Genomic DNA, 16,409 nt, shown 5'->3' on the forward strand with positions numbered 1-16,409 from the left:
CTACGCCTCCTACATCGTCGAGGACGTCGCGGCCACCAGCACGCTCTTCGCGGCCCTGGTGGGCCCCATGCTCATCACCATGCCGCTGTGGGTGTGGCTCGCCCGCAAGATGGACAAGCGCGGCGCGATGATCCTGGCCGGCGCGGTGTTCATGGCCGGCGGCCTCTCCATGGTGCTCACTCCCGCCTTCGGTGAGCTGTACGCGCACGTCGTCACGCTGTTCATCGGCGTCGGGTACGCCGGGCTGCAACTGCTGCAGTTCTCCATGCTGGCCGACGTGATCGCGCATGACGCGGCGCTGAGCGGCAGGCGCAGGGGCGGGGTGTTCACCGGGTTGTGGACCGCCGTGGAGAGCGCGGTGGCCGCCCTCGGCGCCCTGGTGGTCGGCGCGGTGCTCGCGGCCGGAGGGTTCGTCTCCTCCGACCCCGAGCACCCGGTGACCCAGCCGGGCAGCGCCCACACCGCGATCATCATCGTCATGGCGATCATCCCGGCGGTGATCACCGGCCTCGGCATCCTGATGACCCTCAAGTACGAGCTGACCGCCGACCACCTCGCCGAGGCCCAGGCCACCGACTCCACCGCCCCGGACGCCACCGCCGCCCCGTGACTTCCCCCGGCCCACCTCGCGCCGGGACCACCCTCGCGGGGGTGTCCTCTTCCCGTCCGCTCCGGCATGACCGCCGCGTCGTCCGGCGACCGGCGAGGTCAGGTCATCCGGCGGGGCAGGGTGACCCGGGCCCGGGTGAACGCCGCCGCGACCAGACCCGCCAGCAGTGGCAACCCGACCACCAGCGCGGCCATGGAGCCCCAGGGAATGACGATCGGGCTGTAGGGGACGGACGTCCGGCTTTGCAGCTCGATGGCCGCCGACCACATGGCCGCCACGCCGAGCGACAGGCCCGCGACCGTGCCGGCCGCCATCCCGGTCACGGCGATGAACCACGCCTGCCCGAGCGTCACCAGCCGCCGCATGCCGGGCGGCGCGCCGACCGCGCCGAGCGTGGCCATGTCAGGCCGGGCGTCGGCGACGGCGAGCCCGGTGGCGGCGAACGTCCCACCCAGCACGAGCACGACGGCCGCCCCTGCCAGGATCAGGAACGCGACCCCCAGCGGGTTCTGCGGACCTTGCTCGACGTAGACACGGACGCCGGATCGCCATACCTCCGCCAGGCCCGCGACCTTGTCTTCCTCGGCCGGCGTCACCCGGTGCAGCCCGGGGTCGATGACGAACCCCGCAAGCTGCGGCCGGAGGCCGAGTTCCGTCGCGGTCCGTACCGGCAACAGGACATTCGTGACGGCGGCGCGAGCCGTGCGCACCTCGACGGCCGGCACGCTGACCTTCCGGGGCTTACCGCCGTACAAGCGCAGCCGTACCACGCCCGCACGCACCGCGCCGGGCCGGAACACCACGACCTTGCCCGCCGCCAGGGCCGCCGCCGCCTCGGGGTCGTCACGGCCGGCGAGATAGCGCGCCAGGTCAGGCCCGCCGATGCGGAACGCGTTGCCGGAATAGACCGGGCTCCCGCACTCCTCCTCCGTCTCGCAGTCGGCGAGCTGCACACCCCAGAGGTCCTCGCCGTTCACCGGCCGGTACACCTCGGCCAGCGGCACCCCCGGTAGTGCGTCCTGCAACGCCGTGCGCACGCGTGCGGCGCGCTCGCCCGCCGGCTCGCCGATGTCGACCGCCAGCGCGCCGTGCACCTCTTGGGGATGGTAATCGTGCGCCCAGCGTGCCTCCGCGCTGGCCGCACCGATCATGATCGCCACCACGCCCGCCGTCGCGGCGGCCACCGCGGCGACCGCGGGGGCGGTACGTCCCCGGTTGCGCACCGCGTCCCGCGCGGCCAGCCGGAACGGCAGCGGCAGGCGGGCCGCGAGCCGGCCCGCGGCCCGCACCAGCCACGGGGTGAGCAGGACGATCCCCACCATCGTGCAGAACGCTCCGGCCGCGAGGCTGAGGTCGCCGAACTCGGTGAGGATACGGCGGTCCACCCTCCAGCCGAGGGTCATCACGAAGCCGACGGCGACCAGAACGATGCCGGCCAGTGGCAGGCCGTTCCGGACGCGGACCGGTGCCGGCCGTCCGGCCAGCGCCGCGACGACGTCGGCGCGGGCGGCCCGCCGGGCGGGCACCACCGCGGCCGTCACCGCGCTGACCAGCCCGAGCGCGACGACCGCGGCGACGTAGCCGATCGGCACCTCGTACGGCCCGGCGACGGAGCCGTTCACGCTCTCCACGATCGGGACGGCGGCCCGCGCGGCGGCGAGCCCGATGGCCACCCCGAGCGCCGTGGCGAGGCCGCCGAGCACGAACCCGTCGGCGAGCACGATGGACCGCAGGTGGCGGGCGGAGCCGCCTTGGGCGGCGACCAGCGCCAGCTCACGGCGGCGCCGCCGGATGCCCACCGCGAACGCGGGCCCGGCCAGCAGGACGACCTCCAGCACCACCATCGTCACGACCAGTCCGCCGACGGCGACGTCCTTGGCCCTCATGCCACCGGCCGTCCGGATCACCGGTGGAGTCGCGGGATCCTGTCCGGTCAGCACGGCGCGGGAGGTCACCAGCAGGCCCTCGGCGTTCAACCGCCGGACGTCCTTCCACAGCACCGGCCCTGGGGTGTCCACCAGCCACTCGCTCGCCCGCGCGCCCGCGTCGGGCCCGGGGAACGCGACCACCACGTCCAGGTCGAGGCGGTCGGGGTGGTCCACGACGCCGACGATCCGATGGTCGGTGCCCGAACCGGACAGCCGGATACGCGACCCGAGCGGTGCGCCGTGCCGGGCGAGCCAGGAGGACACCGCGACCTCGTCCGGGCTCGCGGGGAACCGCCCCTGCCGGAGCGGATACAGGCCCCGGGTCAGCGGGTCCCGCAGGTCGATTTCCCTCACCGGGGTCGGGTCGACAGCCCGGCCGGCGTAGAACCGCCCGGACCCGACCGGCACGACCTTGCTGCCCGGCGGCAGCAGCGCGACCAGCCGGTCCGTCGTGACCGGCCGTGCCTCCTGCGTCGACTTCGGATCCTCGACCGACCAGAGGCCGCCGTCGGCGCCCTGCTGTACCGGCCGTCCCTGCCCGCTGTCGATGATCCGCGCGTCCGACGTGCCGAGGTCGCGGTCCAGCCGCTCCTGTGGGGTCACGTCGAAGGTCGCGATGAGGACGGCCATCGCCGTGACCACCAGTACCGGCAGCCCGATCATGACGAGGACCAGGGCGCTCCTGCCCTTGTACCGCCGGGCGTCGCGCCGCGACAGCCGCAGGGCCGCCCGTAACGCGCTCCCTCGCCCGCGTCCCGCCCGCCGGCCGCCCCCCGGCGCGGCGTCCGGGTCGTTCTCGGGCCCGCTCATGAGGTCACCGCCACGGTGGTGTCGGTGATGGCGCCGTCCCGCAGGAACACGACCCGGTCGGCCCAGGCGGCCAGCCGCGGCTCGTGCGTGACCAGCAGGACGGCGGCGCCGGCGTCGCAGCGGGCGCGCAGCAGGGCCAGGATGTCCTCGCCGGTCGCGGTGTCCAGCGCGCCGGTCGGCTCGTCGGCGAGCAGCAGCCGCCGCTCCCCCACCAGCGCGCGGGCGATGGCCACCCGCTGCCGCTGCCCGCCGGAGATCTCGTCGGGGAAGCGGTCGGCGACCTGCGCGACGCCCACCTCGCCGAGCACCGCCTCGGCCTCGCGCCGCGCCTGCCGGGTGCGGACGCCGTCCAGCTCGCGGGGCAGCATGACGTTCTCGGCGGCGGTCAGCGAGGGGATCAGGTTGAGGTCCTGGAAGACGTACCCGACGTGCCGCCGCCGCAGCCGGGCCAGCTCGCGGGCGGGCAGCGAGCCGAGGTGGACGTTCTCGACGGTGACGACGCCCGCCGTGGGCCGGTCCAGGCCACCCGCGAGGTTGAGCAGGGTGGACTTCCCCGAGCCGGACGGGCCCATCACCGCGACCAGTTCTCCGGCGGCGAGGTCGAGGCTCACGTCTTTGAGGGCGTGGACGGCGCCCGGCCCCTTGCCGTGGATGCGCGTCACGCCGGTGAGGCGGACGACGCGGTCAGTCGTCATCGGTGGTCTCCTGAGTAGTGGCGGGCGCGGCGGCCAGGACCACTTCGCAGTGGTCGAGCCAGCGCTGTTCCGCCTCGGCCTGGAAGATCATGGAGTCGAGCACCAGCCGCTGCGCCGCCCCGGCCTCCGCCCGCTTGGCGCGGGTCAGCTCCTGCAGGGCGCGCATGGTGGCGGTGCGCTGGGCGCGGACGACCTGGCGGACGTCGGCCGACGGCGAGGTGACCGCCATGGCGAGCTTGATCACCAGCTCGTCCCGCGGCCGGTCGGCCTGGGCGACGGGGGTGCCGAACCATCGCTCCAGCTCCGACCGGCCCTTGTCGGTGATGGCGTACACGACGCGCCCCTGCTCGTCCTGTTCGCCAGGTGCCACCAGCCCGTCGCGTTCCATCCGCGAGAGCGTCGTGTAGACCTGGCCGATGTTGAGCGGCCAGGTCGCCCCGGTCGACGCCTCGAACTCGGTGCGCAGTTGGTAGCCGTACCGCGGCCCCTGGGTCAACAGGGCCAGGATGCCGTGCCTGATGGACATGGATACTGAGTATGCATACTCGGTATGCTCAGGGCAACAGATCCCGCATATTCTGGACACCTTGCCGTTGCCCGCCCGATACTCAGCACATGAGCTCGTCGCACCCGCCTGTGCGCGCCTCCGACGGAGACCGTGATCGCGCCATCAACGAGCTCCGCGATCACGCCGCCGAAGGTCAGATCTCGCACGACACCTTCCTCGGGCGGGTCGATCGCGCGCTGCAGGCGCGCAGCCGCGTCGAGCTGACCGACCTGGTCTCCGACCTGCCCCCGCCCGGGAAGTGGCGGCGCAGGCTCACCGAGGCCGTCGCCTCGGTGTCCGACCTGACCACGCGCATCGAGACCGCCTGGCGCCGTCCGCGCCTGCCCCGCCTCGCACTGCCGGTGGACAACCGCACCCGGTACGTCGTCGGCCGCGGCTCCGAGTGCGACCTGGTGCTGACCGACCTCACGGTCTCCCGGGTGCACGCCGAGCTGCGCCACGAGAGCGACTCCTGGCTCCTGGTGGACCTCGGTTCGCTCAACGGCACCCGGCTGAACGGCTGGCGCCTGGTCGGCCCGGCCCGGGTACGCGAGGGCGACGAGATCTCGTTCGGTGAGTGCGCCTTCGTCCTCACCGCTCCGGTGGCCTGACCTTCGCCCTTCCCACACCGCGCCGCACCGCCGGCACCGCTCGGACACCGAGGCCCAAGGCCGCGCCGGCCGATCACGACCCAAAGGAAACGGCTGACACGAAAAACGGGCGAGCCTCCAGAGACTCGCCCGTCCGTTCCCCGGACCACGAAAGCGATCGGCCCGCGGGTGCCCGCAGACCGATCGCGCTTGTGTCGGCCTTCTGAGCAGCGGCACGTGCCCAGCAGCGCCTTCGGCAGGTGTCAGTTGATGATGAACTTCTCCCAGTCGCCGACGCCGGCGTTCCGGGCCCGCAGCATGGCGTAGCCGCCCTGCGTGTAGGCCAGCTCAGCGCTCACGTACTTCCCGTTGACCAGGGACTTGATGGTGTCGTAACCCCCGGCCTCGTTGTGCACGATCTGGAACCGCTCGTACGCGGCGACCTTGGTGGCGCGTGCCCGCAGCATGCCGGTGTCGGCGCCCGTGTAGTCCTTCTCGACACTCACGTAAGCCTTGGCGGCGTACGAATAGAGCGTCTGGTAGCCGTCCATGGGACAGAGGCTGAACTTCTCCCAGCTTCCCGCGCCACTGCCCGACCGCGCACGAAGCTGGCCCTTGACATAGCCGTCGTAGTCCAGCTCGGCGGCGACGTACTTGTTGTTGGCCTTCGACTTGATCGTGACGTCGGAGCAGGTGTCACCGATCTCCCAGTCGGGAATCGTGCGCTTCTGCTGCACGGCGGCGGTGCCGGCGGTCGCCGCGGGCACCGAGGTCACCATGACGACCCCCGCCGCCGACACCACGCCGAGTGCGGCGATGACATTTCTGAGCTTCATTCTTCTGCTTTCTCCGGTCTTTCCATATGATCCGCCGGCTGCTCGGCCATGCCGGCAGCCGTCCGTGTTGACCTGGCACCGCGCATGAGTCACCAGCGGTCATCACTGAGGAGCCGACTGGGCGCGCCCCCGCCTCTGCCAGTGCAGACGATAGAAAGCACCATAGCGAGCGGTATGCGTAATTCTGCACATATAGCGTGTGATCAGCGCCACAGAAGCCAATGAAGTAGAAATTCACAAATATTCCACTTACCAGTTGATGGCCGGGAATGGAATTCCGTTCCCATTCAGTGGCCCAACGTCCGGCCACTTCCGCGGACGTTCCGCCGTCGATCACCTGGCGGGTCATCTACCTGCCACCGCCTCGACCCCGCCGCGATCACGGGGATGCCCGGCCGCGTGGGCGTCTGCTACCGTGACGGCCATGAAGCGCGCTGGTTCGACGACGACGCCGAGGAGTGTCCCGGCGCGCTGACAGCTGACTTCGAGTCCGAAGCCCCGGGGCGAGTGCCCCGGGGCTTCGCCGTGTGGTCACCCGCCTCGGCACCCACGAGGAGACCACCATGCAGATGCACGACCACCGCAGGCTCGGGCGTGAGCTCGGCCTGTTCGGCACCGACCCGCTGATCGGCGCCGGGCTGCCGTACTGGCTGCCCGACGGCGCGACCATCCGGCACACCCTGGAGGAGTACATCCGCACCGCCGAACGCCGGGCCGGCTACCAGCACGTGTACTCCCCCGTGCTCGGCAAACGGGAGCTGTACGAGATCTCCGGGCACTGGTCGCACTACAGCGACGACATGTTCCCGCCGATGGACCTCGGCGGCGAGCAGGTCGTCCTGCGGCCCAGCCTGTGCCCGCACCACGCGATCATCTACCGGTCCCGATCGCACAGCTACCGCGAACTGCCGCTGCGCATGGCCGAGGTGGGCGGCATGTACCGCTCCGAGCCGTCCGGCGTGCTCGGCGGGCTCACCCGGGTGCGGGCGATCCAGCTCAACGACGCGCACATCTTCTGCACCCTGGAGCAGGTCGCCGAGGAGGCGGGCGGGGCGCTGGCGATGATCCGGCAGGCGTACCGGGACCTCGGCATCGTGCCGGCCCACTACCGGCTGTCGCTGCCCGGTCCGGGCGGCAAGTACGTCGCCGCTCCGGAGCTGTGGGAACGGGCCACCGCCCTGCTGACCGAGGTGCTGGACGCCGCCGGCGTGGAGTACGAGGCCGCCGAGGGCGAGGCGGCGTTCTACGGGCCGAAGATCGACGTACAGATCGCCGACCCGGCCGGGCGCGAGTCAACCCTGTCCACCGTCCAGGTCGACTTCCACCAGCCTGAGCGGTTCGACCTGCACTACATCGGCGCGGACGGCGGGCGGCACCGTCCGGTCATGGTGCACCGCAGCATCATCGGCAGCGTCGAGCGGGCCGTCGCGCACCTCATCGAGCGGCACGGCGGGGCCTTCCCCGCCTGGCTCGCCCCCACCCAGGTGGCGGTGCTGCCGGTGTCCGGCGACGAGCTGCCACAGGCGGAGGACCTGGTGAGACGCTGCGCCGAGCACGGGCTGCGCGCCGAGGTCGCCGCGCCGGAGGACGGCAGCCTCGGGGCCCGGGTGCGCGCGGCCCGCCTGGTGCCCTACCAGGCGGTGATCGGCGCCCGGGAGGCCGCGGCCGGTCAGGTCGCCCTGCGCCTGCGGGACGGCCGCCGCCTGCCCGCCCTGCCCGCCGCCGAGGCGGTCACCCGCATCCGGGCCCGGGTGGACGCCCGCGGCACCGGACTGTGGCACGAGGACGCCCCGGAAGGCGACCCAAGTCCGGCAAGCCGCGGGTGAACATACGCAGGTTTCCGTATTGTCGGCCTGGCTCGCGTTGTTCATGATCCCCTCAGGCTCAGCCCCCTGGAGGCACCACGTGCACAGACGCAGAAAACTCACCACCCTGCTGGCGGCAGCGGCCCTCGCGGCGACGCTGACCCAGGCGACCGGCGGCGGGACGGCCGGCGCGGCCGAGCCCGCGCCGGGCGTGGCCGACCTCGTCCAGGACATCGACCAGATCCTCAGCGCCGCGAACCTCTCGGTCGCCCGCGCCGGAGTCGTGGTCAAGAGCGCCGCCACCGGCGAGCAGCTCTACGCGCAGGACGCCGGCAGGGTCTTCCTGCCGGCGTCCAACACCAAGCTGCTCACCTCGGCCGCCGCCGTGGACACACTGGGCCTGGACTACCGCTTCACCACCAGCGTGCTCGCCTCCGGCCGCCGCGCAGGCTCGTCCCTGAAGGGCGATCTGTACCTGAAGGGCACCGGCGACCCGACACTGCTGGCCGCCGACTTCGACGCGCTCGCGGCCAAGGTCGCCGCCTCCGGGGTCAAGCTGGTCACCGGCGAGCTGGTCGCCGACGACACCTGGTTCGACGACGTACGGCTCGGCACCGACTGGGCGTGGGACGACGAACCGTACTACTACGCGGGCCAGATCTCGGCGCTCACCGCGTCCCCGGACACCGACTACGACGCCGGCTCGGTGATCGTGTCGGTCTCGCCCGGCGGCGCGGCCGGCGCCCCCGCCACGGTGACCACCACACCGCCCACGAACCACGTCAAGATCGAGAACCGGGCCACGACCGGCGCCACCACCGACGTCCTGGTCGAACGCGCCCACGGCACCAACACCGTCGTGATCACCGGTACGGTGGCCGCGCGCTACGACGAGTGGGTGGCCGTCGACGACCCGACCGGGTACGCCGCCTCGCTGTTCCGCAAGGCCCTGGCCGATCACGGCGTACGCGTCCTCGGCGCCACCACGCGCGGCGCGACCCCCACGGGGGCCAAGAGCGTGGCCGAGCGCGCCTCGATGCCGCTCTCCCAGTTGCTGGTGCCGTTCCTGAAGCTCAGCAACAACATGCACGCCGAGATCCTCACCAAGGCCATGGGCCGCAAGGTCTCCGGCAAGGGCACCTGGAGCGCCGGGCTCGCGGTGACCACGGCGTTCGCCAAGGCCAACGGGATCACGAACGTGCGGCTGCGCGACGGCTCGGGCCTGTCCCGGCTCGACGGGGTCACCCCCGGCGAGCTGACGTCCTATCTCATCGCCCTGCGCGCCAAGCCGTGGTTCACCACCTGGTACGACGCCCTGCCGATCGCCGGGAACGCCGACCGGTTCACCGGCGGCACGCTGCGCAGCCGCATGGCGGGCACCCCGGCGGCGGGCAACGTGCACGCCAAGACCGGCTCGCTGACCAGCGTCTCGGGCCTGTCCGGCTATGTGACCAGCGCCGACGGCGAGCCGCTGGTGTTCTCGATCCTGACCAACAACTACCTGACCGGCAACCCCAAGCCCGCCGTCGAGGACGCCATCGCCGTACGCCTCGCGCAGTTCAAACGCGACACTCCCGTGGACGCCGCCGCTCAGCTCAGGACCGCCGTCCCGGCCGGCACCGAGGACACCGGCCTCGAATGCTCCTGGCTCAAGCCCACCCCCTGCTGACCGACCACGCGCGGCGGCGATGCGGACCCCCAACCGGCCCAACCCGCCGCTCCGCGTGAATGCCCGACCTCGGGCCCGGCCTCCATCGGTCGGGCCCGAAACCTTCCCCACCGTCCGTACGGAGCAGGCCATCATGCGGATGGTGCGCGAAGCGCCTGGTGGAACTTCAGCCAAAGCCGTCATCGCGGCGGCAGGAGCCAACCGGCCCACACGGTCTTGCCGGGACCATCGGCGAGCGGGAGGACGCCCATCCGCTGGGCGAGGGCCTGCACGATGGCGAGGCCGCGGCCGTGAACGGCCTCGACGCCCAGGTCGAGCCGGCGAGGCCACTCGGCACCGTGGTCGGTGACCTGGACGCGCAGTTCTCCCCCGGCGGCCTCCATCGAGAGCCGGACGGGAGGCCGCCCGTGCGTGATCGCGTTGGCGAGCAGTTCGGCGACCGCCAGGACGACGTCGTCCAGCAGGTCCGGAAGATCCCAGGAGAGCAGCGTCTCACCGACCATGGCACGAGCCTTGGCGACGATCGCCGGGTCGGGCGGCAACTCCCAGCAGACGACGCGTGGACCGTCCATCGTCTCCGGCATGGCGACTCCTCGGGGTGGTTACGGGTACAGGTGGGCCGGTACGCGCGGCACGGCACTGCGCGCTGATGTCTCAGGACGCCGACGACTCGTCAGCAGTCGTCACTGATGTGGTGTGGCTGGATGCGGCCAGCCTGGTGCACCCCTGACCGGCGAGAACTACGCTCCGCTCAATCGGCGCATACGAATGGTGACCTCTCGGGGATCACGCCCACCAGAGACCCGGTGTTGCCGCAACAGTCCAGCAACAGCGCGAGGAGCTGACAGCGATGCATGAGCCCACGACCGGTACGGCGCTCATGTTCGGGCTGGCGCTTCGGCACCTGCGCACCCAGGCAGGACTGTCCCAACGAGAGCTCGGCAGGAAGTCCCTGTACGACCACTCGCGGATCTCCCGGGCAGAGCAGGGCGACATTCTGGTGCCCATCGAGCAGGTCCGAGCTCTGGACGCCGCCCTCGACGCAGGCGGGTTGCTGGTAGCGCTGCGTCAGGCCGCCGATCTGCGCCCCGTCGCGCCGCCGATGGTCCCTGGCGACGATGACGATGAGCCCGTCATGCTGGAGGTGCTGACAGCCGACGGAAAGAAGGTGACCGTGAGCATCTCGCGACGCCGGTTCGGTCATATGCTCGCCGGTGGCACGATCGCCTCGATCTTGCCCGGCACCGTCGACCCCGCTCAGACACAGCGTCTGACACAGGCCCTGGAGCGCCCGGCCAGGCTGGACGACGAGATCATCGGTTACTTCCGGCGGGTACTCGCCGAGCATTACACCGCCGACAAGATGCTCGGCCCGGCCGGGCTCCTGCAGCCGGTGCTCGCCCAGATCGGCGTCCTGGACGACCTGCGAAAAGGCGCCCGTGCCAGGCAGATCGAGCCACTGATGCAGGTGCTGTCGCAGTACGCCGAAATGGCGGGATGGCTGTACCAAGACCTCGGTGAACTGAACACCGCCCTCCATTGGTCCCGGAGAGCCGCGGAGTGGGCCCAATGCGCCGGCGACCGCCAGATGGCCGCGTACATGCTCATCCGGCAGAGCAACATCACCGGCCTCACTGATGATCACGCCGCCGTCGTCCAGCTCGCTTCGGCCGCACGCCGTGACCCCGCCGGTCTGGACCCGAAGCTGACCGCGCTCGCCGCCCAGCAGCAGGCCCGTGGACTCGCCATGCTCGGCGAGCACGACGAGTGCTATCGGCTCCTGGACGAAGCGGCCGAGACGCTTCGCGACCACCCGCAGGTCACCGAGCCGGACGCTCCCGTGTACCTGCACCACTACGACCTTGACACCCTTGATGAGCAGAGCGCCTTCTGTCATCGCGTGACCGGGCGCGCCGACACCGCCGCCGCGATTCTCGAATCCAAGATCGACAGACTGCCGGCGAGCTTCAACCGGGATCGCGGCCATCTCACCGCCAAGCTCGCCGTGGCCGTGGCCCAGTCGCCACACCCCGACCTGGCTCGCGCCGCGCACCTCGGCCGGGAAGCACTCACCATCGCCCGCCAGACCGGCTCCGCCCGCATCCGCCGCGAACTCGACGTCCTGAACGCCGAACTCCTCCACCGCGGGCCCGGCACCCCCGACACCAGAACCTTCCACGAAGCCCTGCTGGCGGAGACCAAAACCCCCGGCCAGCGCACTCCTGGGGTATAGGGACACGCGTCCCGCGAGAGCGGATCGCCCCGGCGACGTAGTCGCGCCCGCCGTTCCCGAGAGCGCCTCCCCGCCTTGATCAAACCTCGTACACGAAGCCGGCTGCGACAAGGTGAGTGGCCATCGGCGCCGGGGGGCGCGGTCAATGGGGCGGGCGAGGGGCAGCGGACCGGGTGCCAGCGAAGTGCGCGTCACACACCAGATCCGGCCAAGTCGGGTCACCTGCCGAAACGTTGGTCGCAAGTCAAGAGATCGCTTTCGTGATTCCAAAGCGTAGTCAAGTGAACACGTATAGTGTTCACGTTGTGCCTACGAGAGAACACCAGATATGGATCGAGCTCATACGAGAGCGTCCGTCCCTGGCCGCTGACCTGCTCGGATGCGTCCAGCCCGACGCCGTCCCCGTCTTCGCCGAGGCCCGCGTGGAGTCGGCGGACCTGACCGAGCACCACCCCACCGAGTACCGCGCCGACACCGTGGTCAGCCTGCTCAGCGACACCAAGATCGCCATGGCCGTCATCGTCGAGGTGCAACGCCACCAAGACCACAACAAACTGTGGAGTTGGCCCGCGTACCTGGCGACCCTCCGCGCCCGCCAGCGCTGCCCGGTCGTGCTTCTAGTCATCAGCCCTCAGCGGGAGACCGCCCAGTGGTGCGCCCGGCCCATCGCCCTCGGCCACCCCGGACTGGTGTTCAAGCCGCTGGTGCTGGGCCCCGACGAGATCCCCACGATCATCGATCCGCAGCAGGCACGGACCAACCCGGAACTCGCGGTCCTGTCGGCGATGGCCCATGGTGACGGCACTGACCGCGAGAAGATCTTCACGGCGATGCTGGAAGGGCTCGAGAACATCGAGTCCGAGCAGGCGCAGGGTTATATTGACGAAGTGCTGGCCATCCTTCCGGAAGCGGCCCGGGATGTTCTGGAGGAGATCATGAAAACCGGTACACGCGAGTACAAGAGCGACTTCGCCCGCGGCTACTACGGGCGTGGCAAGGCCGACGGCCTCGCCGAGGGCGAGGCGAGGGGCGAAGCCCGGGGGGAGGCCAAGATGTTGCTCCTTGTGCTGGACGCGCGGGGGATCGAGCTGTCCGACGACACGCGAGCCAAGATCCTGGAATGCTCCGATCCGGCACAGATCGAAGAGTGGGGACGACGCGCCGCCACCATCAACTCCACCGACGAGCTGTTCGCCTGATGGCGGGCGGAACGAAATGATCGCCCGAGCCGGAGGTCGGCTCGGGCGATCGATTGTGGTGCGGGTTACTTCTCCTTGAGCCAGCTCATCATCGGGCGGAGCTTGGCGCCGGTCTGCTCGATCGGGTGCTGGGCCAGCTCCTCGCGGTACTTGCGGAAGTTGCCCTGGCCGCCGTCGAACTCCTCGACCAGCTCGCGGGCGAACTCGCCGGACTGCACCTCGCCCAGGATGCGCTGCATCTCCTTCTTGGTCTCGGAGGTGATGACGCGCGGGCCGCGGGTGTAGCCGCCGTACTCGGCGGTGTCGGACACCGACCAGTACATCTTGGACAGGCCGCCCTCGTACATGAGGTCGACGATGAGCTTCATCTCGTGCAGGCACTCGAAGTAGGCGACCTCGGGCTGGTAGCCCGCCTCGACCAGCGTCTCGAAGCCCGTCTTGATCAGCTCGGAGATGCCGCCGCACAGCACGGCCTGCTCGCCGAACAGGTCGGTCTCGGTCTCCTCGGTGAAGGTCGTCTTGAGCGCGCCCGCGCGGGTGCCGCCGATGCCCTTGGCGTACGACAGCGTGAGCGGCCAGGCGTTGCCGGTGGCGTCCTTCTCGACGGCGACCAGCACCGGCACGCCGCGGCCGGCGGTGAACTGGCGGCGGACCAGGTGACCCGGGCCCTTGGGCGCCACCATCGCGACGTCGACGCCCTCGGGCGCCTCGATCAGGCCGTAGCGGATGTTCAGGCCGTGACCGAAGAACAGCGCGTCGCCCTCGACGAGGTTCGGCGCGACGTGCTCGGCGTACAGGTGGCGCTGGATGTGGTCGGGCGCAAGGATCATGATCAGGTCGGCCTCTTCGGCCGCCTCGCCCGGGGTGACGACGCGCAGGCCGTCGTTCTCGGCCTTCTCACGGCTCTTGGAACCCTCGGGCAGACCGACCCGGACGTCCACGCCGGAGTCGCGCAGCGACAGCGCGTGGGCGTGGCCCTGGCTGCCGTAGCCCAGCACCGCCACGTGCCGGCCCTGGATGACCGACAGGTCGGCGGCGTCGTCGTAGAAAATCTCAGTCACTAGCTTGCCTTTCGTGGTGTTCTCGTACGGCTCGCGTCCGCAGGGCTCACGCGCTGCGGTCCAGGGCCCTGAGCGAGCGGTCGGTGATGGAACGGGCACCGCGGCCGATGGCCACCATGCCTGACTGGACGAGTTCCTTGATACCGAACGGCTCGAGCACCTTGATGAAGGCGTCCAGCTTGTCCGGCGTGCCGGTGACCTCGATGGTCACCGCGTCGGTGGCGACGTCCACGCAGCGGGCGCGGAAGAGCTGCACGAGCTCCAGCACATTGGACCGCGTCTCGGTGTCGGCGCGGACCTTGATGAGCGTGAGCTCCCGCTGCACGGACTGCGCGGGGTCGAGCTCCACGATCTTGATCACGTTGACCAGCTTGTTGAGCTGCTTGGTGACCTGCTCGAGTGGAAGCTCGGCGACGTTGACGACGATGGTCATCCGGGAGACGTCATCGTGCTCGGTGGGCCCGACCGCCAGCGAGTCGATGTTGAAGCCGCGCCTGCTGAACAGGGCGGCGACCCGGGCGAGGACGCCGGGCTTGTTCTCGACGAGAACCGACAGCGTGTGGCGGGTCATGCGTTTTCTCCTGCCGAACCGGTGGACCGTCCGCGGGCGAGGCGGCGACGGCTCATGACTCCTCCTCGTTGTCCCACACGGGAGCCATGTCCCGGGCGAACTTGATCTCGTCGTTGCTGGTCCCGGCGGCGACCATCGGCCAGACCATGGCGTCCTTGTGCACGACGAAGTCGATGACCACCGGCACGTCGTTGATCTCCATGGCCTTGCGGATCGTCGCATCGACGTCCTCGGGCCGCTCACACCGCAGGCCGACGCAGCCGTACGCCTCGGCCAGCTTCACGAAGTCGGGGATGCGGCGCGGCGACTGCAGGTCGGTGTTGGAGTACCGCTCGTTGTAGAACAGCGTCTGCCACTGCCGGACCATGCCGAGGTTGCCGTTGTTGATCACGGCGACCTTGATCGGCACACCTTCCAGTGCGCAGGTCGCGAGCTCCTGGTTGGTCATCTGGAAGCAGCCGTCGCCGTCGATCGCCCACACCGTGGCGTCCGGGGCGCCCATCTTGGCGCCCATCGCCGCCGGCACCGCGAAGCCCATCGTGCCGGCGCCGCCGGAGTTGATGAACGTGCCGGGGTTCTCGTAGCCGATGAACTGGGCCGCCCACATCTGGTGCTGGCCGACGCCGGCCACGTAGTAGGCGTCCGGCCCGACGAGCGCGCTGAGCCGCTCGACGACGTACTGCGGCGCGAGCGAGCCGTCCTCCGGCGCGTCGTACCCGAGCGGGTAGGTCTTGCGGTAGCCGTTCAGCACCGCCCACCAGGCGGTGTAGTCGCCCGAGCGGCCCTCGGCCTGCTCGTGCTTCACCGCGTTGATCAGGTCGTTCAGCACCTCGCGGCAGTCGCCCACGATCGGCACGTCAGCGTGGCGGTTCTTGGAGATCTCCGCGGGGTCGATGTCGGCGTGGATGATCTTCGCGTGCGGGGCGAAGGTGTCCAGCCGGCCGGTCACCCGGTCGTCGAAGCGGGTGCCCAGCGCGATGAGCAGGTCGCTGCGCTGCAGGGCCCCGACCGCCGCCACGGTGCCGTGCATGCCGGGCATGCCGAGGTTCAGGTCGTGGCTGTCGGGGAACGTGCCCTTGGCCATCAGTGTCGTGACCACCGGGATGCCGGTCAGCTCGGCGAGCTGGAGCAGCTCGGCCGAGGCGTGCGCCTTGTGCACGCCGCCGCCGACGTACAGCACCGGGCGCCTGGCCTCGGCCATGAGGCGCGCGGCCTCCCTGATCTGCTTGGAGTGCGGCCGGGTCACCGGACGGTAGCCCGGCAGCCGCATGATGGGCGGCCAGGAGAAGGCGGTCTTGGCCTGCAGGGCGTCCTTGGCGATGTCGACCAGGACAGGGCCGGGGCGGCCGGTGGCGGCGATGTGGAACGCCTCGGCGATGGTGCGCGGAATGTCGGCGGCGTCGGTGACCAGGAAGTTGTGCTTGGTGATCGGCATGGTGATGCCGGAGATGTCGGCCTCCTGGAAGGCGTCGGTGCCGATCAGCGGGGCGGCGACCTGGCCGGTGATCGCGACGATGGGCACCGAGTCCATGTACGCGTCGGCGATCGCCGTCACCAGGTTGGTCGCGCCCGGCCCGCTCGTCGCCATGCAGACCCCGACCTTGCCGGTCGCCTGGGCGTAGCCCTCGGCCGCGTGGCCCGCACCCTGCTCGTGCCGTACGAGCACGTGCCTGACCTTGGTGGAGTCGTAGAGCGGGTCGTAGGCGGGAAGGATGGCACCGCCCGGGATCCCGAACACCGTGTCGACCCCGACCTGCTCCAGCGCCCTGACGAGGGCCTGCGCACCTGTCATCTCTTCGGTCATCGGCTCGTTTCCTTGCGTGGCTGGCTGGGTGTGGCCATAAAAAATGCCCCG

Annotated in this window: 14 protein-coding genes; 6 read left to right on the top strand and 8 right to left on the bottom strand. The window is 70.7% G+C overall.

Translation table 11 applies throughout. The features are described from left to right. Positions 1–610: MFS transporter (locus IEY93_RS37870; RefSeq protein WP_229690892.1), on the top strand; the 610-nt coding region annotated here is incomplete at its 5' end. Positions 611–708: 98 nt separating this feature from the next. Here the strand turns inward: IEY93_RS37870 and IEY93_RS05740 are convergent. The 3 genes from IEY93_RS05740 to IEY93_RS05750 are packed head-to-tail and all read right to left on the bottom strand — an operon-like array spanning position 709 to position 4,569. Beyond that, a complete protein-coding gene (locus IEY93_RS05740) occupies positions 709–3,348 on the bottom strand; it encodes an ABC transporter permease (RefSeq protein ID WP_189161903.1) in 2,640 nt (879 codons plus the stop codon). Beyond that, a complete protein-coding gene (locus IEY93_RS05745) occupies positions 3,345–4,043 on the bottom strand; it encodes an ABC transporter ATP-binding protein (protein ID WP_189161904.1) in 699 nt (232 codons plus the stop codon). The genes IEY93_RS05740 and IEY93_RS05745 overlap by 4 nt, the downstream gene beginning before the upstream one ends. Next, positions 4,033–4,569, bottom strand: a complete 537-nt coding sequence (locus IEY93_RS05750; RefSeq protein WP_189161905.1) for a PadR family transcriptional regulator — start codon at positions 4,567–4,569, stop codon at positions 4,033–4,035. The genes IEY93_RS05745 and IEY93_RS05750 overlap by 11 nt, the downstream gene beginning before the upstream one ends. Positions 4,570–4,658: 89 nt before the next feature. On the opposite strand from IEY93_RS05750, the gene IEY93_RS05755 reads away from it, so the two are divergent. Then, complete coding sequence (locus IEY93_RS05755) at positions 4,659–5,201, top strand: FHA domain-containing protein (RefSeq protein WP_189161906.1); 543 nt, start codon at positions 4,659–4,661, stop codon at positions 5,199–5,201. Between the two features lie 242 nt (positions 5,202–5,443). On the opposite strand, the gene IEY93_RS05760 is transcribed toward IEY93_RS05755, so the two are convergent. Beyond that, entirely contained in the window at positions 5,444–6,016 is a 573-nt protein-coding gene (locus IEY93_RS05760; protein ID WP_189161907.1) for a fascin domain-containing protein, read from the bottom strand. Positions 6,017–6,579: 563 nt separating this feature from the next. Between IEY93_RS05760 and thrS the strand changes: the two genes are divergently transcribed. Beyond that, positions 6,580–7,842: a threonine--tRNA ligase gene (gene thrS / locus IEY93_RS05765; protein ID WP_229690893.1), complete on the top strand. Its 1,263-nt coding sequence runs from the start codon at positions 6,580–6,582 to the stop codon at positions 7,840–7,842. Positions 7,843–7,921: 79 nt separating this feature from the next. After that, positions 7,922–9,490 carry a D-alanyl-D-alanine carboxypeptidase/D-alanyl-D-alanine endopeptidase gene (dacB, locus tag IEY93_RS05770; protein WP_229690894.1) on the top strand — a complete coding sequence of 523 codons (1,569 nt, stop codon included), beginning with the start codon at positions 7,922–7,924 and terminating at the stop codon, positions 9,488–9,490. A gap of 179 nt (positions 9,491–9,669) precedes the next feature. On the opposite strand, the gene IEY93_RS05775 is transcribed toward dacB, so the two are convergent. Further along, positions 9,670–10,074, bottom strand: coding sequence for an ATP-binding protein (locus tag IEY93_RS05775; RefSeq protein ID WP_189161908.1), 405 nt, complete (start codon positions 10,072–10,074; stop codon positions 9,670–9,672). A gap of 266 nt (positions 10,075–10,340) precedes the next feature. Here IEY93_RS05775 and IEY93_RS05780 point away from each other — a divergent pair, with 266 nt between their 5' ends. Both IEY93_RS05780 and IEY93_RS05785 read left to right on the top strand, forming a co-directional pair. After that, positions 10,341–11,723: a helix-turn-helix domain-containing protein gene (locus IEY93_RS05780; protein ID WP_189161909.1), complete on the top strand. Its 1,383-nt coding sequence runs from the start codon at positions 10,341–10,343 to the stop codon at positions 11,721–11,723. Between the two features lie 305 nt (positions 11,724–12,028). Continuing rightward, on the top strand, positions 12,029–12,922 hold the full coding sequence (locus IEY93_RS05785) for a hypothetical protein (protein ID WP_189161910.1): 894 nt from the start codon (positions 12,029–12,031) through the stop codon (positions 12,920–12,922). A 65-nt stretch (positions 12,923–12,987) separates the two neighbouring features. Here the strand turns inward: IEY93_RS05785 and ilvC are convergent, their stop codons facing one another. Genes ilvC through IEY93_RS05800 form a run of 3 tightly spaced genes read right to left on the bottom strand, consistent with a single transcriptional unit; the run spans position 12,988 to position 16,403 of the window. Next, entirely contained in the window at positions 12,988–13,974 is a 987-nt protein-coding gene (gene ilvC / locus IEY93_RS05790; RefSeq protein WP_189162043.1) for a ketol-acid reductoisomerase, read from the bottom strand. A gap of 55 nt (positions 13,975–14,029) precedes the next feature. Further along, positions 14,030–14,554 (bottom strand): acetolactate synthase small subunit, encoded by a 525-nt coding sequence (gene ilvN, locus IEY93_RS05795; protein WP_189161911.1) that lies wholly within the window; start codon positions 14,552–14,554, stop codon positions 14,030–14,032. 52 nt (positions 14,555–14,606) lie between these two features. After that, on the bottom strand, positions 14,607–16,403 hold the full coding sequence (locus IEY93_RS05800; protein WP_268241535.1) for an acetolactate synthase large subunit: 1,797 nt from the start codon (positions 16,401–16,403) through the stop codon (positions 14,607–14,609). Positions 16,404–16,409: the final 6 nt, after the last annotated feature.

This window comes from Sphaerisporangium melleum, from assembly GCF_014646695.1.
Taxonomy (GTDB): domain Bacteria; phylum Actinomycetota; class Actinomycetes; order Streptosporangiales; family Streptosporangiaceae; genus Sphaerisporangium; species Sphaerisporangium melleum.